Source organism: Aquabacterium sp., from assembly GCF_050725395.1.
In the GTDB taxonomy this organism is placed as follows: Bacteria; Pseudomonadota; Gammaproteobacteria; order Burkholderiales; family Burkholderiaceae_C; genus Aquabacterium.
Genome location: NZ_JBOHHL010000005.1, coordinates 199,333 through 217,368, shown reverse-complemented (window position 1 = coordinate 217,368; position 18,036 = coordinate 199,333). Strand labels below are relative to the sequence as shown.

Annotated in this window: 17 protein-coding genes; 9 read left to right on the top strand and 8 right to left on the bottom strand. The window is 65.6% G+C overall.

The genetic code is table 11. From position 1 onward, the window contains the following. The first annotated feature begins 169 nt into the window (after positions 1–169). The 3 genes from ACREB4_RS05680 (at position 170) to ACREB4_RS05670 (ending at position 5,082) form a co-directional block, all read left to right on the top strand. Positions 170–1,702 (top strand): HlyD family type I secretion periplasmic adaptor subunit, encoded by a 1,533-nt coding sequence (locus ACREB4_RS05680; RefSeq protein ID WP_431587229.1) that lies wholly within the window; start codon positions 170–172, stop codon positions 1,700–1,702. A gap of 159 nt (positions 1,703–1,861) precedes the next feature. Next, positions 1,862–3,868 (top strand): calcium-binding protein, encoded by a 2,007-nt coding sequence (locus ACREB4_RS05675; RefSeq protein WP_431587228.1) that lies wholly within the window; start codon positions 1,862–1,864, stop codon positions 3,866–3,868. A gap of 17 nt (positions 3,869–3,885) precedes the next feature. Beyond that, a complete protein-coding gene (locus ACREB4_RS05670; RefSeq protein WP_431587227.1) occupies positions 3,886–5,082 on the top strand; it encodes a glycosyltransferase family 4 protein in 1,197 nt (398 codons plus the stop codon). A gap of 69 nt (positions 5,083–5,151) precedes the next feature. Here the strand turns inward: ACREB4_RS05670 and ACREB4_RS05665 are convergent, their stop codons facing one another. From ACREB4_RS05665 to ACREB4_RS05650, 4 genes are read right to left on the bottom strand one after another with little or no spacing between them, the layout of a single operon-like run. Continuing rightward, complete coding sequence (locus tag ACREB4_RS05665) at positions 5,152–6,606, bottom strand: NAD(P)(+) transhydrogenase (Re/Si-specific) subunit beta (RefSeq protein ID WP_431587226.1); 1,455 nt, start codon at positions 6,604–6,606, stop codon at positions 5,152–5,154. Then, positions 6,607–6,924 carry an NAD(P) transhydrogenase subunit alpha gene (locus ACREB4_RS05660; protein WP_431587225.1) on the bottom strand — a complete coding sequence of 106 codons (318 nt, stop codon included), beginning with the start codon at positions 6,922–6,924 and terminating at the stop codon, positions 6,607–6,609. It abuts the gene before it with no gap. 25 nt (positions 6,925–6,949) lie between these two features. After that, positions 6,950–7,315, bottom strand: a complete 366-nt coding sequence (gene panD, locus ACREB4_RS05655) for an aspartate 1-decarboxylase (protein ID WP_230180002.1) — start codon at positions 7,313–7,315, stop codon at positions 6,950–6,952. Between the two features lie 25 nt (positions 7,316–7,340). Next, complete coding sequence (locus ACREB4_RS05650) at positions 7,341–8,456, bottom strand: Re/Si-specific NAD(P)(+) transhydrogenase subunit alpha (protein ID WP_431587224.1); 1,116 nt, start codon at positions 8,454–8,456, stop codon at positions 7,341–7,343. A gap of 186 nt (positions 8,457–8,642) precedes the next feature. On the opposite strand from ACREB4_RS05650, the gene ACREB4_RS05645 reads away from it, so the two are divergent. Genes ACREB4_RS05645 through ACREB4_RS05625 form a run of 5 tightly spaced genes read left to right on the top strand, consistent with a single transcriptional unit; the run spans position 8,643 to position 12,283 of the window. After that, entirely contained in the window at positions 8,643–9,200 is a 558-nt protein-coding gene (locus ACREB4_RS05645) for an NUDIX hydrolase (RefSeq protein ID WP_431587223.1), read from the top strand. After that, complete coding sequence (gene mnmA, locus ACREB4_RS05640) at positions 9,197–10,309, top strand: tRNA 2-thiouridine(34) synthase MnmA (protein WP_431587222.1); 1,113 nt, start codon at positions 9,197–9,199, stop codon at positions 10,307–10,309. Before ACREB4_RS05645 ends, mnmA begins: the two co-directional genes overlap by 4 nt. Beyond that, positions 10,306–10,761: a PIN domain-containing protein gene (locus ACREB4_RS05635; RefSeq protein WP_431587221.1), complete on the top strand. Its 456-nt coding sequence runs from the start codon at positions 10,306–10,308 to the stop codon at positions 10,759–10,761. Before mnmA ends, ACREB4_RS05635 begins: the two co-directional genes overlap by 4 nt. Further along, positions 10,758–11,324, top strand: a complete 567-nt coding sequence (locus ACREB4_RS05630; protein WP_431587220.1) for a hypothetical protein — start codon at positions 10,758–10,760, stop codon at positions 11,322–11,324. The genes ACREB4_RS05635 and ACREB4_RS05630 overlap by 4 nt, the downstream gene beginning before the upstream one ends. Before the next feature lie 23 nt (positions 11,325–11,347). Further along, positions 11,348–12,283: a PaaI family thioesterase gene (locus tag ACREB4_RS05625; RefSeq protein ID WP_431587219.1), complete on the top strand. Its 936-nt coding sequence runs from the start codon at positions 11,348–11,350 to the stop codon at positions 12,281–12,283. On the opposite strand, the gene ACREB4_RS05620 is transcribed toward ACREB4_RS05625, so the two are convergent. The 3 genes from ACREB4_RS05620 to ACREB4_RS05610 are packed head-to-tail and all read right to left on the bottom strand — an operon-like array spanning position 12,284 to position 15,181. Next, positions 12,284–13,285 (bottom strand): NAD-dependent epimerase/dehydratase family protein, encoded by a 1,002-nt coding sequence (locus tag ACREB4_RS05620; RefSeq protein ID WP_431587218.1) that lies wholly within the window; start codon positions 13,283–13,285, stop codon positions 12,284–12,286. It abuts the gene before it with no gap. Beyond that, on the bottom strand, positions 13,285–14,361 hold the full coding sequence (locus tag ACREB4_RS05615; RefSeq protein ID WP_431587217.1) for a hypothetical protein: 1,077 nt from the start codon (positions 14,359–14,361) through the stop codon (positions 13,285–13,287). Before ACREB4_RS05615 ends, ACREB4_RS05620 begins: the two co-directional genes overlap by 1 nt. 25 nt (positions 14,362–14,386) lie before the next feature. Then, positions 14,387–15,181, bottom strand: a complete 795-nt coding sequence (locus tag ACREB4_RS05610; protein ID WP_431587216.1) for an SDR family oxidoreductase — start codon at positions 15,179–15,181, stop codon at positions 14,387–14,389. 105 nt (positions 15,182–15,286) lie between these two features. Between ACREB4_RS05610 and ACREB4_RS05605 the strand changes: the two genes are divergently transcribed. Next, complete coding sequence (locus tag ACREB4_RS05605) at positions 15,287–16,324, top strand: AraC family transcriptional regulator (RefSeq protein WP_431587215.1); 1,038 nt, start codon at positions 15,287–15,289, stop codon at positions 16,322–16,324. A gap of 7 nt (positions 16,325–16,331) precedes the next feature. On the opposite strand, the gene glpD is transcribed toward ACREB4_RS05605, so the two are convergent. Continuing rightward, positions 16,332–18,008, bottom strand: a complete 1,677-nt coding sequence (glpD, locus tag ACREB4_RS05600) for a glycerol-3-phosphate dehydrogenase (protein ID WP_431587214.1) — start codon at positions 18,006–18,008, stop codon at positions 16,332–16,334. Positions 18,009–18,036 lie beyond the last annotated feature (28 nt).

The window sequence follows — 18,036 nt, the reverse complement described above, 5'->3', positions numbered from 1 at the left end:
CCCACCGCCTGAGCGCCGTGCGCCACGCCCACCGCATCATCGCCATGGAGCGCGGCCGCATCGTCGAGGCCGGCACGCACGACGACCTCGTCAAGCGACCCAAGGGGCTGTACGCCTACCTGTGGAGCATGCAGCAAGGCACCGACACCAACCCCACGGACGAGCCAGCATGAGCGCCACGACCTCTCCCTCCACGCCCGCCCCCGCGCCACCACAAGAACCCAGGCGCGAGCTGCTGGGCCGCTACAAGGCCGTGTTCTCCGAAGTCTGGCAACGCCGGCACGAGATGGCAGGCCCCGCGCGCCTGGCCGACGAGACCGCCTTCCTGCCCGCAGCACTGAGCCTGCAGGAAACGCCACCCCATCCCGCTCCGAGGCGCGTCATCTGGGCCGTCATCAGCCTGTTCTGCATCGCCCTGCTATGGGCCTGCTTCGGCCAGGTCGACATCGTGGCGGTGGCCCCGGGCCGCATCGAGGTCAGCGAAGGCACCAAGCTGGTCCAGCCGCTGGAGGCCAGCGTGGTCAAGGCCATCCACGTGAAGGATGGCGACAAGGTCAAGGCCGGCGATGTCCTGATCGAGCTGGACCCGACCATGGCCCAGGCCGACAGCAGCCGCGTGACGCAGGAGCGTGCCGGTGCCTTGTCAGAAACCTGGCGCACACAGGCCTTGCTGGCGGCCTTCACGGCCAAATCATCCACCGCGCCCACCTTGCCCCAGGCGTTCGAGCGCAGCGAAGTCCTGACGGGTGAGCAGCGCATCCAAGCCAAGGCACAGCTCGACGCCGAATGGCAGGACCTGCAGGCCCAGCGCGCCAAGCTGCAGGCCGACATCGTGGCCAAGCGCACCGAGATCGACACCGTGCGCGAGCAGATCACCAAGCTCAACACCACGCTGCCCCTGCTGCAAAAGCGCGAGGACGACTTCAACGAGCTGTCCAAGCAAGGCTTCGTGAGCCAGCACGCCGGCCAGGACCGCACGCGCGCGCGCATCGAGATGCAACAGGACCTGGCCACCTACCGCGCCCGCCATGAGGAGACCAAGGCGGCCTTGCAGCAGGCCGAACAGGCGCGCAGCGCCTGGGTGGCCGACACCATCAACAAGCTCAACGAGCGCCATGCCAAGGCCGACCTGCAGCAGCGCCAACTGGCGCAGGACGCCAGCAAGGCCACGCAGCGCGAGCGCCTGACGCGCTTGACGGCGCCGACCACCGGCACGGTGCAGCAACTGGCGGTGCACACCACGGGCGGCGTGGTCACGCCGGCGCAGGTGCTGATGGTGGTGGTGCCCGAGCAGGCCGAGGTCACCGCCGAGGTGACGCTGGAGAACAAGGACATCGGGTTTGTGAACGCGGGCCAGGCGGTCGAGGTCAAGCTGGAGACGTTCCCGTTCACGCGTTATGGGACGGTGCCGGCCACGGTCAGTTCGATCACGGCCGACGCTGTGGTGAGGGCGGCGGCGCCTCCCAAGAGCGCCACGGACGCGGAGTCCGCCGGTAGCACTACTGCGCCAGCCCCGGGTGGGGCGGTCTTCCCGGCCACGGTCAAGCTGCACGTCAACCACATCGACGTGGATGGCAAGTCCATCAAGCTCAGTCCGGGCATGAACGTGACAGCAGAGATCAAGACCGGGCGGCGCAGGGTCATCGAGTACTTGCTCAGCCCCGTCCAAACCTATGCGAGTGAGAGCTTGCGGGAGCGGTAGGCCGCGCCTCTCATCGACCAGGCATTGATTGGTGCTGGCGGCTTGCCTTCGTTCGGGCAAGGCCACGGCACTGGTCTGCAACAGGGCGCAGTGTTGTCGAACTGCGCAACTTCAATGAAGCAGTACCCATGCACCCTTAACGAAGAGAGATACGAAACCATGGCCAACATTTACATCGGCTCAGACACGCTCAACGACAAAATTGACCGCAGCGCTTTCGGCACCAGCGATGTGCTCCAAGGATTGGGCGGCAACGACACCTTGCTGGGTGGCACCGGCAATGACACGCTTGAGGGCGGCGCCGGCGATGACTCCCTGGTCGGCGGCAACGGCGATGACACCTACGAGGTGACATTTTCGTACGACGATGAGACCGGGGTCCTTCACATGGACAAGGTCATTGAGCTTGACACCCTCAACGCAGGCATCGACACCGTCATCACGGCCAGCACCAATTACGTCTTGGCCAAAAACGTCGAGAACCTCGTCATCCAATCCTCAGGCACGGGTCAGGCCACCAACCATGGCAACGTCCTGAACAACGTGATCACCGGCTCCGACGAAAACAACTACCTCTACGGACGCGCTGGCAACGACACCATCCTCGGCGGCAATGGCAACGATGGCTTGTATGGCGACGAGGGCGATGATTCCTTGGACGGTGGCGAAGGCAACGATGGCCTCTACGGCGGCGTGGGCACGGACACCCTCACCGGCGGAAACGGCAACGACACCTATTACGTGACCAACTACTGGGACGATGACGGCACGCTTCACCGAGATCAGGTGGTTGAATCCGACTCGGCCACTTCAGGCATCGACACGGTCGTCACGGCCGACAACGACTACAGCTTGGCCAAGAACGTGGAGAACTTGACCTTGGAAGCCGGTGTGCTGGCCCATGGCAATGCGCTGAACAACCGCATCACGGGCTCGGCATTCGCCGACTTTCTCGATGGATTGGGGGGCAACGACACCATCATTTCTGGCGCCGGCAACGACATCATCTGGGCCGGGGAAGGTGACGATTCGGTCGAAGGAGGTGACGGCGATGACCGAATTCTGGGAGATGCGCGCTATAGCCCCAATGGCTGGGCTTTGACCGGCAATGACACCTTGCTAGGTGGCGCAGGGAACGACTATATCGACGGAGGGGCTGGCAATGACAGCCTGCAAGGCGAGGCGGGCAACGATACCTTGATAGGGACTGGTATTGATACCTTAGACGGAGGGAATGGTGACGACACCTACTATGTCACTTCAGATGTTTATAGCGACACAGCTAGCAATGCCGAACATGTTACCGTCAGAGACACGGGCATTGGTGGCACCGATACCGTGATTTTGGTCAATGAGGGTCACTATCAAATAGGAGCGATCAACGTTGAAAATTTAATCTTGATGGCAGCAGGTCACGGTGTCGGGAACAGGAGCGCCAATGTGATTACCGGATCTAATGGCGTTGATCATATCGAAGGGAGAGAAGGCAACGACACCATCATCGCTGGGGATGGCGACGATAACGTTTGGTCTGGAGACGGTGATGACTCAATTGATGGCGGCAACGGCAACGACGTCCTCTCTGGGGACACACCCGGCTGGAGTTCAGATGGTACGCAACCCTGGACCGGCAACGATGTCATTCGAGGTGGTGTTGGCAATGACTTGATGGCCGGCAATGATGGCAACGATTCTCTGTTCGGTGACAGCGGCAACGATACATTGAAGGGGGACGAAGGCAACGACTCCATCACGGGAGGCATTGATGACGACACCCTATCCGACACATCAACCACCTCCAACGAGATCTACACCTGGGGCCGCACCCAAGGCGCCGACACCCTCACAGACTCCGGCGGCACCGATCGTCTCGACGTCCTCTCCGGTGTCACCACCAACCAACTCTGGTTCCGCCACATCGGCAACAACCTCGAGCTGTCCGTGATCGGCACCAACGACAAGTTCACCATCAACAACTGGTACGCATCCGCCGCCAACCAGGTCGAGAGCGTGAAACTGTCCGATGGCAAAACGCTGACAGCCAACAAGGTCGACAACCTGGTCAACGCCATGGCGGCCTTCACGCCACCGGCCGCAGGCCAGACCACCCTGCCCGCCAACTACCAGACGGCCCTCAACCCCGTGATCGCGGCCAACTGGGCTTAAGCCCATCGCCAGCACCCATGCGCATCCTCTTCATCCACCAGAATTTCCCTGGCCAGTTCCGCCGCATTGCCCAACGGTGGGCACAGCAACCCGGCTGGGAAGTGCTGGGCCTGGGCCGCAAAACGGCCCCAGGCATGGACGGGGTGCGCTGGGTGCCCTACGACCTGCACCGCGCCCCCGGCAAAGGCCAGCACCCTTACCTGCGCCAAATGGAAGGCGCGGTGCTCCATGGCCAAGCCGTGGCCCGCGTGCTGCTCAAGCTCAAAGCCCAAGGCTTTGTGCCCGACGTCATCCTGGCCCACCCCGGCTGGGGCGAAACGCTCTACGCCAAAGACATCTTCCCCGACGCCAAACTGGTCCATTTCTGCGAGTGGTACTACGGCACGCCGGATGGCGACGCCGGCTTCGACCCCGAGTTCCCCTTGAGCTTCGACGCCAAAGCTCGCATGAGCACGTGGAACGCGCTGCACGCCCTGAACCTCACCCACTGCGACGCGGGCATCAGCCCCACGCAATGGCAGCGCAGCCGCCACCCCGCCATCTTCCAGCCCAAGATCCACCTGGCCCATGAAGGCGTGGACACCCAAGCGCTGGGGCCTGACCCTCAAGCCACCGTCACCCTGCCCAATGGCCACACCCTGAAAGCCGGCGACCCCGTCGTCACCTACGTGGCCCGCAACCTCGAGCCCTACCGTGGCTTCCACCATTTCATGCGCGCCCTGCAGCGTGTTCAGCAATCCCACCGCCACTGCCACACCGTGATCGTGGGCGGCGACGAGGTCAGCTATGGCGGGCGCCCCAAGGACTTCGCCAACTGGCGCCTCAAGATGCTGGACGAGGTGCAACTCGACCCCGCCCGCACGCACTTCCTCGGCAAGCTGCCTTACGATGCCTACCGCAAGGTGCTTCAGGTTTCGGCGGCGCACGTCTACCTCACCTACCCCTTCGTGCTGTCGTGGTCCTGCCTGGAAGCCCTGGCCAGTGGCTGCCTGGTCATCGGATCACGCACTGCCCCCGTTGAAGAAGTGATCGAGCATGGGCGCAATGGCCTGCTGGTCGACTTTTTCGACCTCGCCGCGATGGCGCGCACCATCGTCGATGCGCTTGAAACGCCGCAGGCCATGGCACCGCTGCGCGCCCAGGCGCAGCGAGACATGCAAGCGCGCTACAGCTTCGACGCCGGAGAAAAAGCCTACCGCGCCTTGCTGGGTTGATTCAGCCTGCTTCGGCATCCAAAAAAAAAGCCGGGCAGTGCCCGGCTTTTTGAATCGCACAACGCGGAATCATTCCACCGCCTTGACCATGTCCTCAACCACCTTCTTGGCATCGCCAAACACCATCATGGTCTTGTCGCTGTAGAACAGTTCGTTGTCCAGGCCCGCGTAACCCGCGGCCATCGAGCGCTTGTTCACGATGATGGTCTTGGCCTTGTAGGCTTCCAAAATGGGCATGCCGTAGATCGGGCTGCCCTTGGTGTGCGCGGCGGGGTTCACCACGTCGTTGGCGCCCAGGATGATGGCCACGTCGGCCTGACCGAACTCGCCGTTGATGTCTTCCATCTCGAAGACCTGGTCGTAAGGCACTTCGGCCTCGGCCAGCAGCACGTTCATGTGGCCTGGCATGCGGCCCGCGACCGGGTGGATCGCGTACTTCACGGTGATGCCCTTCTCGGTCAGCTTGGCGGCCAGTTCCTTGACGGCATGCTGCGCACGCGCCACGGCCAGGCCGTAGCCCGGCACGATGATCACGGTCTCGGCATTGCCCAGCACGAAAGCGGCGTCGTCGGCCGAGCCGCTCTTGACGGGACGTGCCGCTTGCGCGCCACCCGCCACAGCCGCGGTGGCGTCACCACCAAAGCCGCCCAGGATCACGTTGAAGAAGGACCGGTTCATGGCCTTGCACATGATGTAGCTCAGGATCGCGCCCGACGAGCCCACCAGCGAACCGGCGATGATCAGCATGGAGTTGTTCAGCGAGAAGCCGATGCCCGCCGCCGCCCAGCCCGAATAGCTGTTCAGCATGGACACCACCACCGGCATGTCGGCGCCGCCGATCGGGATGATGATCAGCACGCCCAGCACGAAGCTGAGCACGATCAGCGCCACGAACAAGTCCATGCGCTGGGTGGCCATGAAGGCACCGATCAGGCCGATCAGGCCCAGGCCCAGCACCAGGTTCAGCAGGTGCTGGCCCTTGAAGCTCACCGGTGCGCCCTGGAACAGGCGGAACTTGTACTTGCCGCTCAGCTTGCCGAAGGCGATGACCGAGCCGCTGAAGGTGATGGCACCGATGGCGGCACCGAGCGACAGCTCAAGCCGGTTGCCCGTGGGAATGGGCGGCACCGTGCCGTCGGCCAGCTTCTGCACGATCTGGAAGGCGTAGGGCTCGGCCACCACGGCCACGGCGATGAACACCGCGGCCAGGCCGATCATGCTGTGCATGAAGGCGACCAGCTCAGGCATCTTGGTCATCTCGACGCGCTTGGCCATGATGGCCCCAGCGCCGCCGCCGATCACCAGCGCGCCCAGCACATAGCCCAGGCCTGCACCGAAATCAATGCCCAGCGACTGCGCCTGGCCATGGATGAGGCCAATGGTGGTCAGCACGGCGATGGTCATGCCGACCATGCCGAAGAAGTTGCCACGGATGGACGTGGTCGGGTGGCTCAAGCCCTTGAGCGCCTGGATGAAACACACCGAGGCGAACAGGTAGAGCAAAGCGATGAGGTTCATGCTCATTTACTTGGCTCCCGCTTTCTTGTCTTTCTTCTTGAACATTTCGAGCATGCGCCGGGTGACCAGGAAGCCACCGAACACATTGACCGCGGCCAGCGCCACGGCGAGCACGCCCATGGTCTTGCCCAGCGGCGTGACGGTCAGCGCGGCGGCCAGCATGGCGCCCACGATGACGATGGCCGACACCGCGTTGGTCACGGCCATGAGGGGGGTGTGCAATGCCGGCGTCACCGTCCACACCACGTGATAGCCCACATAAATGGCCAGCACGAAAATGGACAGGTTGATGACGACATGGTCGACTTGAGCGAGGGCTTCCATCGTGTCTCCAGAGGATTTGAAAAAATCAGTCGAACTTGCGGATCTCTTTGATGGCGTTGCCCTCGTCGAGCAAGACCACCTTGGGCTTGTAGCCGGCCACTTCGGCCTCGGTCATGGGCGCGTAGGTGCAGATGATGAGCAGGTCGCCCACGTGCGCCTTGCGCGCGGCCGCGCCGTTCAGCGAGATCACGCCCGAGCCGCGCGCGGCCTTGATGACGTAGGTCGAAAAGCGCTCGCCGTTGTTGATGTTGTAGAGCTCGATGTACTCGAACTCTTTCATGTCGGCCGCTTCGAGCAGGTTCTCGTCGATCCCGCAGGAACCTTCGTAGTTCAGGTCGGCCTCGGTCACGGTCGCGCGGTGCAGCTTGGCACGCAGCATTTGGCGTTGCATATCAGTCTCCTCGATCTCTCGTCAATCAGGCGCGCAGCAGTTGGCCGTCCCGGCACACCAGGCAAGCCTTGACGATGTCGTCTTCCAGGTCCACGTGGAACTGGGCGTCCTTGTTGAAGACCAGCTTCAGGAAGTCCAGCACATTGCGCGCATACAGGGCCGAGGCATCGGCGGCCACCAGGGCCGGCAGATTGGTCTCGCCCACCAGGGTCACGCCGTGCTTGACCACGGTCTGGTTGGCTTCGGTCAGCGGGCAGTTGCCACCCTGGGCGGCGGCCAGGTCCACGATCACCGAGCCGGGTTTCATGGCCTTGACCATGTCCTCGGTCACCAGCACGGGCGCGGCCCGGCCGGGGATCAGGGCGGTGGTGATGACGATGTCGGCGTTGGCCACGCGCTTGGCCACTTCGATCTTCTGGCGGTCCAGCCACGACTGCGGCATCGGGCGGGCATAGCCCCCCACGCCTTCGGCGGCTTCTTTTTCTTCGGCCGTTTCATACGGCACGTCGATGAACTTGGCGCCCAGCGATTCGACCTGCTCCTTCACCGAAGGACGCACGTCGGAGGCTTCGATCACCGCGCCCAGGCGCTTGGCCGTGGCGATGGCTTGCAGGCCGGCCACCCCCACACCCAGGATCACCACGCGGGCGGCCTTGACGGTGCCAGCGGCGGTCATCAGCATCGGGAAGATGCGCTGGTATTTGTCGGCGGCGATCATGACGGCCTTGTAGCCCGCCAGGTTGGCCTGCGAGGACAGCACGTCCATGCTCTGGGCACGGGTGGTGCGGGGCGCGGCTTCGAGCGCAAAGCCGGTGGCCTTGGCGTCTGTCAAAGCCTGCAAGCCAGCCTTGTCGAAAGGGTTGAGCATGCCCACCACGACGGCACCCTGCTTGAGCAGGGCCAGTTCGTTGGCGAAGGGTGCGCGCACCTTGAGCACCATGTCGGCACCGAAAGCGCCCGCGGCGTCGGTGATCTCGGCGCCCGCGGTGACGTAGGCTTCGTCAGTCACGCTGGCGGCGATGCCGGCACCGGACTGCACGCGCAAGGTGTGCCCTTGCGCTTTCAATTTCTTCACCGTCTCGGGGGTCACGGCCACGCGGCTTTCACCGACAGCGGTCTCCAGGGGTATGCCAATCAGCATACGGTCTCCTAAGCTAAGGGGGGCGGCTGGCGCCATTCGCGCCAAACCTGCCAGCATACACAACAATCCCACATTCTCCGTGTAACCTTGGCCCCAGCCCCTCAAATGTGAGGGCGAGCGTTGTCACATTGTGAAGAATCGCGACAACAACACGGCGACACACCATTGACGGATAATCCTGCGCTCATGAAGACCGCCAATATCCTGGAAGCGGAGGCCAAAGCCGGCTCCCCCCCCGTTCCCGCTCAACGCTGGAAGCCCAACGTCACCGTGGCGGCCGTGGTCGAGCGCGACGGCCGCTTCCTGCTGGTCGAAGAACAGACCAGCGATGGCTTGTTGCTGAACAACCCGGCCGGCCACCTGGACCCGGGCGAATCACCGCTCCAGGGCGTGATCCGTGAAACGCTGGAAGAAACCGCCTGCCAGTTCACGCCGCAGGGCTTCCTGGGCATGTTCATGTCGCGCTTCCGGCGCACCCGCACCGGCGAGGACATCACCTACCTGCGCCTGACGTTCTACGGCACCGTGTCCGAGCCCGACCCCACCCTGGAGCTGGACGAAGGCATCGTGCGCGCCGTGTGGATGACGGCCGACGAGATCCGCGCCTGTCCCGAGCGCCACCGCAGCCCGCTGGTGCTGGAATGCCTGGAGACCTACCTCTCCGGCGTGCGCTATCCGCTGTCCATCCTGACGATGCACGACAGCGTCTTCGCCCCCCCGGCCGCCATCATCCGCAAGGCATGAGCACCGCCCCGCCGCAACGGGTCGTCGTCGGCCTCAGCGGCGGCGTCGATTCCGCCGTCACCGCGCACCTGCTCAAGCAGCAGGGCCACGAGGTGATCGGCATCTTCATGAAAAACTGGGAAGACGACGACGACAGCGAGTACTGCTCGACCCGGCAGGACTTCCTGGACGCGGTCAGCGTGGCCGACGTGCTGGGCATCGAGATCGAGCACGTCAACTTCGCGGCCGATTACAAAGACCGCGTCTTCGCCGATTTCTTGCGCGAATACCAGGCCGGCCGCACGCCCAACCCCGACGTGCTGTGCAACGCCGAGATCAAGTTCAAGGCTTTCCTGGACCACGCCATGCGCCTGGGCGCCGAGAAGATCGCCACCGGCCACTACGCCCGGGTGCGCGAGCGCGGTGGCCGGTTTGAGCTGCTCAAGGGCCTGGACCCGCTGAAGGACCAGAGCTACTTCCTGCACCGCCTGAACCAGGCGCAACTGAGCAAGACGATGTTCCCCGTGGGCGAGCTGCCCAAGACCGAGGTGCGCCGCATCGCAGCCGAGATCGGCCTGCCCAACGCCAAGAAGAAGGACTCGACCGGCATCTGCTTCATCGGCGAACGGCCCTTCCGCGAGTTTTTGAACCAGTACCTGTCGAACCAGCCAGGCCTGATCAAGGACGACCGGGGCCGCACCCTGGGCGAGCACGTGGGCCTGAGCTTCTACACCCTGGGCCAGCGCAAGGGCATCGGCATCGGTGGCGTGAAGGAAAAAGGCGCGCCGCGTGGCGGTGGCGAACACGACGCCTGGTTCGTGGCCCGCAAGGACATGGCCGCCAATGTGCTGTACGTGGTGCAGGGGCACGACCACCCCTGGCTGCAATCGCACACCTTGAGCGCCGATGACCTGAGCTGGGTGGCGGGCGAAGCGCCGCCTTTAGGCGCCTCTGCGGCCAAGACGCGCTACCGCCAGGCCGATGCAGGCTGCGTCATCGAGGCGGCCGACAACGCCCAGCTTCGCGTGAATTTTGCCCAGCCGCAATGGGCCGTGACCCCCGGCCAGTCGGCCGTGCTGTACGACGGTGATGTCTGCCTGGGTGGTGGCGTGATCAGCGGCGCGGCATGAACACGACCACCCTCACGCCCACGGCGGGCGAGGCGCCCATCATCATCCTGGACACCAACGCCCTGCTCGACTGGCGGGTGTTCAAGGACCCGTCCGCCTCGCCGCTGGCCGCGGCCCTGCAAGCCGGCCGCCTGCGTTGGCTGGCCAGCCCCGCCATGCAGACCGAATGGGGTCACGTGTGGCCGCGCAGCGTGTTCGCCCGCTGGCAGCCAGATGAAGCCCTGACCACCACCGTGTTCGAGCACGCCCACATGGTGGACGAACCCCCACGCGGCCCGCTGAAATGCAAGGACCCGGATGACCAGGTCTTCATCGACCTGGCCCTGCACGTGGGGGCACGCTGGTTGCTGAGCAAGGACGCCGCCCTGCTGAAGCTGGCGCGGCGCGCGAAGTTGCAAGGCGTGAGCGTGATGACCTTGCAGCAATGGTCCACCTTGAGCCCCGCCCCATGACCTCATCCAAGCGGAACCGAAGAACCCTGCTCATCGCCAGCGCCCTGGCCATCGGCCTGGCCGGGTGCGCCAGCCTGATGGGCCCGCGCACCGTCGAGATCTCGCGCGAACAATTGCTGGCCAAGCTGTCCAAGCAGTTCCCCATGCGCAAGACGCTGGCCGAGATCTTCGAGATCGAAGCGCAAGCGCCACGCCTGCAGCTCAATCCCGACACCAACCGCGTGGCCGCCGAGTTCGACATCCAGGCCACCGACCGGCTCTTCCACCGCCGCTACCAGGGCACGGTGGGCGTGAGTTTCGGCATGCGCTATGAAGCGCTGGACCGCACGATTCGCCTGAACCAGGTCAGCATCGACAAGGTGGCCATCGCCGGCCTGTCGGAAGACACGCAGCGGCAGTGGACCAAGGTCGGCGCGATGCTGGCGCAAGAGAAGCTGCAGGACTACCCCATCCACCAGTTCAAGCCCGAAGACCTGCGCGAGGTCGACCGCCGCGGCTACCAGGTCGAGGAACTGCGCGTGACCGCCACGGGCCTGTCGGTCCAACTCGTGCCCAAACCCTGATCGATTCCCTTTTCCCTGATCCTATGAGCCTCTTCAACGACACCGACCGCCTGCAGTGGGTCCACGCCTTCATCGCCGGCATCCCTTACGCCCGCGCCTCGAACATGCACGTGACCGAGGCTTCGCAGAACCACGCGATCCTGGCCATGCCGGCCCATGGCAACTGGACCGGCGACTCCGAACGCCAGCTCACGCACCCTGGCGTGCTGACCGTGCTGGCCGACACCGCCTGTGGCGTGGCCGTGGGCACCGCCCTCGACGTGATGGAACCCTTCGCCACCCTGGACCTGCGCATGGACTACCTGCGCCCTGCGGTGGCCGACCGTGAACTGGTCTGCCATGCCGAATGCCACCGCCTGTCGCGCAGCGTGGCCTTCGTGCGCGGCGAGATCCGCCAGCCGGGGCAAGATGAGGTGCTGGCCACGGTCCATGCCACCTTCATGCGCGCCACCGCCAGCGCGCGCCGCGACCCTTCGGCCGCGCCCAACCCCGCCCGGCTCAGCCCCGACGCCCAGCCCCAGCCGGTTGCCCTGCCGCCCACGGTCACGCCGGCGTTGAAGCCCGGCGTGTCGCCTTACGTCGACTATTTGAACGTGCACCAGAGCGCGCGCCAGGATGACGACGCCCCCTTGTTCCGCCTGCCCTTCAAGCCCGAACTGATCGGCAACCCCGTGCTGCCCGCCTTGCATGGCGGCGTGCTGGCCGGCTTCGCCGAAACGGCCATGGTGCTGCACCTGGTGTCGACCATGGGCCTGAGCGATGGCACGCCACCGCGCGGCGTCGACTTCTCGATCGATTACCTGCGCTCGGCGCGCCCCGTGGACACCTTCGCCCAGGCCACCACCATCCGGCAAGGCAGCCGCGTGGCCCTGGTGCAGGTCACCGTGTGGCAGGAAGACCAGGCCAAGCCAGTCGCCACGGCACGCGGCCACTTCCTGCTGCCGCGCGACCAGGCCTGATCACAGGCCACGGGCCTGGATGTCCACCTGGATGGCGCGCAGGATCTGCGGGTAGTCCAGCACCGGGGCCCAGCCCAGTGAACGCGCCTTGTCGGTCGGGAAGCGGTTGTCCCAGGCGATCAGGTTGAGGGCCTCGCGGGTCACGGGCGGACGCCGGCCCGGCATGAATCGCCGGAACAAAGGCTCGGAGGCGCTCGCGCCCAGGTAGGCCAGCCCACGCGGAATCGAACGCGGCGGCTTCGCGCCCATCAAGCCGGCCAGGTCCATGAAATAGCGGTGCCAGGTGATGGGCAGGCCATCGTGGACATTGAAGGCCTGGCCCTGTGCGGCGGGCAGCCTGGACGCCAGCACCAGGAAGTCGGCCACGTTGTCGACGATGGCCAGGGCGGCGTTGCCGTGGCCACCGCCCACCAAGGCCGGCAGGCCCTGGCGCAAGGCCTGGGCCGCGTCCAGCAACCAGGGGCCCGAGCCCGGCCCGATGATGTTGGCCGGCCGCACCACGCACACCTGGCCGCCTTGGTCCCGGAAACGCCAGGCCAGTTTTTCCTGGCCTTGCTTGGCCTGGCCATAAGGGCCTTGCGGCTTGCCCAGGGGCGTGTCTTCCGAGCACAGGCCGCGCTGGATGGCATCGCCATAGGCGCAGACGCTGGTGGTCAGCACCACGGACGCGCCCTGCCCCAAGGCCACGTCGAACACATGGGCCGTGCCGCCCACGGTGACGCGCTCGTGTTGCGCGTGCGTGCCGCCATCGCCCACCAAGGCGGCCAGGTGGAAGATCCGATGGCAGCCTTGTGCCGCACGTTCGACGTCCTCGCGCCGCGTGATGTCGCCGCGCAGCACCGCGACGCGCTCAACGGGCCAATCGCTCGGCACGGCTTCGTGCGGCAAGGCCAGCACCCTGATGTCGTCGCTGGTCTGGCGCAGCAACTGGATCACCAAGGAGCGGCCCAGGAAGCCACAGCCCCCGGTGACCAGCACCGCACCTGGCGCTGCCGCGGCCATCACCGCTGCACCTGCCCGAAGTGCGCCTCGCCGAACAGGTGGCTGGCGACGTCACCGGGGAAGAGCCAGAAGGGCGTGCGCTCGCTCGACGTGGCGCAGTTGGGGTACTCGGGGTGGGCCGAGGGGCCGGCCAGCGTCTTTTCCAGCACCATGGAGATGTACTGGTCGTTGCTGTCTTCCAGCGTGTTGCCGTTCAGGATCACCTCGACGCCCGTGTTCAGCGCATGCCGGCGCACGGCGTTGATGCGCGAATGCCGAGGCTCGTAGGCATCGACGCCCACCCCGTTCTCGCTGGTCACGCGGAGGCCATCGGGCACGCGCGCGGCCATCGAGTGGTTGCCTTCGGTGTGGCCCGGCGTGTGGATGAGTGCCAGGCCTGGCCCCAGGCTCAGGCTGCCACCGAAGGCCAGCACGCGGTCGGCTTCGATGCCCTCGATGCCTTGCGGGCAGTACCAATCGGCCTGGAGGGGCAGCAGGTTCTGGGTGGACTGCCACTCCTGCCGGTGCACCAGCAGCTGCGCCTTGGGGAAATACCCCGGCTTGCTTTTTGACCCCAACCAGCGCCGCACGTCCTGTGTGTGCAGGTGGTCGTAGCTGATGTAGTCGACCCGTTCAGGCGCGATGCCGCATTCGGCCAGCGCACTTTGCACGGTGTGGTACTGAGGTGCGAAGACGCTGTCCAGGCTGCGCGGCACCTTTTGGGCCAGGCGCTTGAAGAAAGGCGTCTCGCGGTTGGCCTCGTGGTCGGTGGGCGAGAGCATGAGCGTGCGCACCACCCCATCATGGTCGCGGTACTGGACCACGAAGAGGCGGTTGAGCAAGTGCACCAAAGGGAACTTGAAGGCCGCCTGCGCGAACACGCCAGAAAAGGCGTAGTAGGTCGGGTAAGGCGCGCGGATCAGGTTGAAGCTGCGGTAGAACAGCACTTCGGGCTCGGCCATCATGCGTTCGCGCAAGGCCAGGGCGCAGCGGCGCACCTCCTTCAGCCGCGCCTGGGGGCTGCTGGATTGCCGGGCCTCGTCGAAGTCGGTGATGGCCTTCATGCCGGCAGGCAGGGGTGTGGTGTGGGTGTTCATGGGCATCGTGGATGAATAGGCGGTGTCAATGGCCGGCCATGCGGGCCGTGACGAAGCGGTTGAGGGCATCGGGCGTGTGCTTGGCCAGTTGGTAGAACAAGTGCGTCTGCCAGCCCACGGGCGAATGCAGGGGCAGGCGCGAGGGCCGGCCTTGCGACAGGCGCCACACGGTGCGGGCCACGTCCTCGGCACTCAGGCGCACGCCCAGGGTCTGCACGGTTTTCATCTTGCTGACGTCGTCGCGCACCATGGCCGTGTTGACGAACAGCGGCAGCACATCGACCACGCGGATGCCATGGCGTTGCCATTCGATGTCCAGCGCCTCGGTGAAGCCGCGCACCGCCGCCTTGGTGGCCGAATAGGTGCTGAGCATGGGCTGCCCGAACAAGGCAGACGCCGAGCACAGGTTGACCACGCGCGCGCCAGGCGTCTGCTTCAGGAAGGGCAAGGCGGTGTGGCAGCCGTTGACCACGCCTTTCAGGTTGATGTCGATGAGGCGGTGGTGGCGCGCCAGCTCGGCGTCTTCGAAATGGCTGGTCACGGCGATGCCGGCGTTGTTGAGCAGCAGGTCCAGCCGCTGGCCGGCCGCTTGCCAGAAGGCTTGCAACTGTGGTGCCCAGTCCTCGGCCCGCGACACATCGAGGCGGCCGGCGTGGCAGCGGTCCGGCCCCAGTTGTTGGCGCAAGGCCTGCACGGCGGCCTCGTCCACGTCGTACAGGCCGACGAACCAGCCTGCTTTGGCGAAACGCTCGGCCACGGCCCGCCCGATGCCAGCGCCCGCGCCGGTGATGAAAATGCTTTGCCCTTGCAAACCGCGCATGGATGAGCCGCCTGTTGAATGAGGTGAGATGAATCCATCGGCAGGATAGCCAGCCAGGGATGACCCGTCTTGACCTCATCGTCCTAAAATTTGACAATTTCGTCCATGCTGAAACTTCCCGCGCGCCTGTACGAGCGCGATGCCGTGCAAGGCATGGTGCCGCTGACCTTGGTGCGCGTGCTGCGCGATTACCTGCTGGCGCAAGGCCTGGCGCCCGCCGAGGTGCTGCCATCCAGGCTGAAACTGGACGACGCCGACCAGCTGGCGCGCTTCCCGGCCGAGGCCTATTGCCAATTGCTCATCAAGGCCGCCGAGCACCTGCACGATCCCCTGCTGGGCCTGCACCTGGGCCAGACCATCCAGCCCGCGCACCTGGGGGCCTTGGGCTATGTGCTGCTGGCCTGCGAGAACCTGGGCGCCAGCCTGATGCGCATCCAGCGTTACCACCGGCTGGTCCACGACATCAACCCCGTGCAGCACCGCTTCGAAGGCGGCAACCTGGAGCTGCAATGGGGCATCGCGCAGGGCAAGCCGGGCGCGCTGTTCGACGAGTCCGGCATCACCGGCATCGTGCAGTTCGGCCGCGATGTGTGCGGCCAGCGGCTGCCGCTGGCCCTGGTCGATTTCGTGAACCCACCGCCTGCCGACACACGCCCCTACCAGGCCTACTTCGGTTGCCCCGTGCGCTTCGGCCAGCCGATCACGCGGCTGGCCATCCCGGTGCAAGGCCTGCTGGCCCCTCTGCGGCAACCCGATCCCACTTTGCTGCGGCTGATGGAAGAACAGGTGGACGCGGCCATGGCGCAATTGCCCGATGCCGGCGATCTGGCCGAGATGACGCGCCGCGTGGTGGCCCACCTGGCCCCGCGCGGCACGCCGGAACTGGAGCAGGTGGCGCAAGAACTGAGGCTGTCGCCCCGCGTGTTTTACCGCCGGCTGGCCGAGCAGGGACTGAACTTCCGGGCATTGCGTGACACGGCATTGCGGCAAGTGGCCGAACTGCATTTGCGAGATCCGCGCCTGACCTTGGCCGAGGTCGGCGCGCTGGTCGGCTATTCGGAGCAGAGCGCGTTCTCGCGCGCTTTCAAACGGTGGTCGGGCGTGCCGCCCTTGCAATGGCGGCAGGCACTCAAGCACGTTTGAAGCCGGGTCAGCGGCTCATCCCACTGTGGTGGAACCCCAGCGTGCGCCCACTGTCGGCCTGCGCCTGCACCCAATCCACGACCGCCTGACGCTGCGCCGGTGTGTAGTGCAAGCCCAGCTTGCTGCGCCGCCACAGGATGTCGTCGGCCGTCTGCGCCCACTCGTGCCGCTTCAAGTAGAACAGCTCGACCTCGTACAGGTCGGGGGCCACCTCCGCGCCCAGGTCGGTCCGCGAGGTGACGCCATCCAGCATGCGCAACACCCGGCTGCCATAAGCGCGCGTCCAGCGCCGCATCAGGGCCAGGTCCAGCCAGGGATGCCGGCGGCGCAGGCGCGACTGGAACTCCGTCATGTCCAGCTCGGGATGCACGGCCTCGTCGATCAGGTCGGTCAACTGGCCGCCAGGCAACACCGCATCCGCCGTCCAGCGGTGGCGCAATTCGCCCAACTGCCGGCCCACCATGTCCGAGGCCTCTTCCGACAGCAAACGGAAGGTGGTGAGCTTGCCGCCCCACACCGTCAACCAGGGCGATGGGTGGGCGTGCGCCTCCAGCCGGTAATCGCGCGTCACGGCCGAGGCCTTGCCCTTGGCGTCGTCCAGCAAAGGCCGCACCCCCGCGAACTGCCAGACCACGTCGCCCGGCTGCACTGGCTGGCGGAAATAGCGGCTGGCGTGCTGGCACAGGTACATCACTTCTTCGGGGTCGATGCTCACGGCGCCAGGCGCCTGCTTGTGCTCGACATCGGTCGTGCCGATCAGGGTGAAGTTGCGCTCGTAGGGGATCGCGAAAATGATGCGCCGGTCTTCGCCCTGGAAGATGTAGGCGTGGTCGTGGTTGAAGATGCGCGGCACCACGATGTGGCTGCCCTTGACCAGGCGCAAGTGCGCCCCCGACGCCGCATCGCGCTGCTTGCCGCCCGCGGCCCTGGGCTGCACGTTCATGGTCTGGCGCAGCAGCTGTTCGGCCCACGGCCCCGCCGCGTTGACCACGGCCTTCGCCCTGACGCGGATGGTGTGGGTCGCCTCGCCCGTCAGGGCATCCTGGCGGACCAGCTCGGCCAGCCAGCCGCCCGGCATGGGCTGCAGCTTGTCGCAGCGCGTGCGCGGCAGGATCATGGCGCCGCGTTCAGCGGCATCCATGGCACACAGCGTCACCAGCCGGGCGTCGTCCACCCAGCCATCCGAATACACGAAGGCCTTGGTCCATTTGGCGTTCAAGGGCGCCCCCAGTGGGTCGCCCTTCAGATTGACCGTGCCGCTGCCCGGCAGGAACTCGCGCACCGCCAGGTTGTCGTACAGCCACAGGCCGATGCGGATCATCCAGGCTGGGCGCATGGAGGCATCGTGCGGCAACACGAAACGCAGCGGCCACATGATGTGGGGCGCGGACCGCAGCAGCAGTTCGCGCTCGGCCAGGGCCTTGCGCACCAGTGAGAACTCGCCATATTCCAGATACCGCAGCCCACCATGGATCAGCTTGGTAGACGCGGACGACGTGTGGCTGGCCAGGTCATCCTGCTCGCACAAGACCACGTTCCAGCCTCGCCCGGCCAGGTCGCGCGCGATGCCGACGCCATTGATGCCGCCGCCCACCACGAGGACATCGCAATGGTGATCCGCCGATGAAGCCTCGGCACTGGTCGTTGACAAACGAGGTCTCCTTTTCCGCTGACCGCAAATCATACTGGGGCAGCATCGACGCCGGAACCGG

Excerpts from the sequence above, each read along its gene's own strand:
- ACREB4_RS05635 (WP_431587221.1), top strand. The coding sequence starts at position 10,306 with ATGAACACGACCACCCTCACGCCCACGGCGGGCGAGGCGCCCATCATC.
- ACREB4_RS05675 (WP_431587228.1), top strand. The coding sequence starts at position 1,862 with ATGGCCAACATTTACATCGGCTCAGACACGCTCAACGACAAAATTGAC.
- glpD (WP_431587214.1), bottom strand. The coding sequence starts at position 18,008 with ATGATTTGCGGTCAGCGGAAAAGGAGACCTCGTTTGTCAACGACCAGT.
- ACREB4_RS05645 (WP_431587223.1), top strand. The coding sequence starts at position 8,643 with ATGAAGACCGCCAATATCCTGGAAGCGGAGGCCAAAGCCGGCTCCCCC.
- ACREB4_RS05625 (WP_431587219.1), top strand. The coding sequence starts at position 11,348 with ATGAGCCTCTTCAACGACACCGACCGCCTGCAGTGGGTCCACGCCTTC.
- ACREB4_RS05650 (WP_431587224.1), bottom strand. The coding sequence starts at position 8,456 with ATGCTGATTGGCATACCCCTGGAGACCGCTGTCGGTGAAAGCCGCGTG.
- ACREB4_RS05605 (WP_431587215.1), top strand. The coding sequence starts at position 15,287 with ATGCTGAAACTTCCCGCGCGCCTGTACGAGCGCGATGCCGTGCAAGGC.
- ACREB4_RS05615 (WP_431587217.1), bottom strand. The coding sequence starts at position 14,361 with ATGAACACCCACACCACACCCCTGCCTGCCGGCATGAAGGCCATCACC.
- ACREB4_RS05665 (WP_431587226.1), bottom strand. The coding sequence starts at position 6,606 with ATGAGCATGAACCTCATCGCTTTGCTCTACCTGTTCGCCTCGGTGTGT.
- ACREB4_RS05620 (WP_431587218.1), bottom strand. The coding sequence starts at position 13,285 with ATGGCCGCGGCAGCGCCAGGTGCGGTGCTGGTCACCGGGGGCTGTGGC.
- ACREB4_RS05680 (WP_431587229.1), top strand. The coding sequence starts at position 170 with ATGAGCGCCACGACCTCTCCCTCCACGCCCGCCCCCGCGCCACCACAA.
- ACREB4_RS05610 (WP_431587216.1), bottom strand. The coding sequence starts at position 15,181 with ATGCGCGGTTTGCAAGGGCAAAGCATTTTCATCACCGGCGCGGGCGCT.
- ACREB4_RS05630 (WP_431587220.1), top strand. The coding sequence starts at position 10,758 with ATGACCTCATCCAAGCGGAACCGAAGAACCCTGCTCATCGCCAGCGCC.
- ACREB4_RS05660 (WP_431587225.1), bottom strand. The coding sequence starts at position 6,924 with ATGGAAGCCCTCGCTCAAGTCGACCATGTCGTCATCAACCTGTCCATT.
- panD (WP_230180002.1), bottom strand. The coding sequence starts at position 7,315 with ATGCAACGCCAAATGCTGCGTGCCAAGCTGCACCGCGCGACCGTGACC.
- mnmA (WP_431587222.1), top strand. The coding sequence starts at position 9,197 with ATGAGCACCGCCCCGCCGCAACGGGTCGTCGTCGGCCTCAGCGGCGGC.
- ACREB4_RS05670 (WP_431587227.1), top strand. The coding sequence starts at position 3,886 with ATGCGCATCCTCTTCATCCACCAGAATTTCCCTGGCCAGTTCCGCCGC.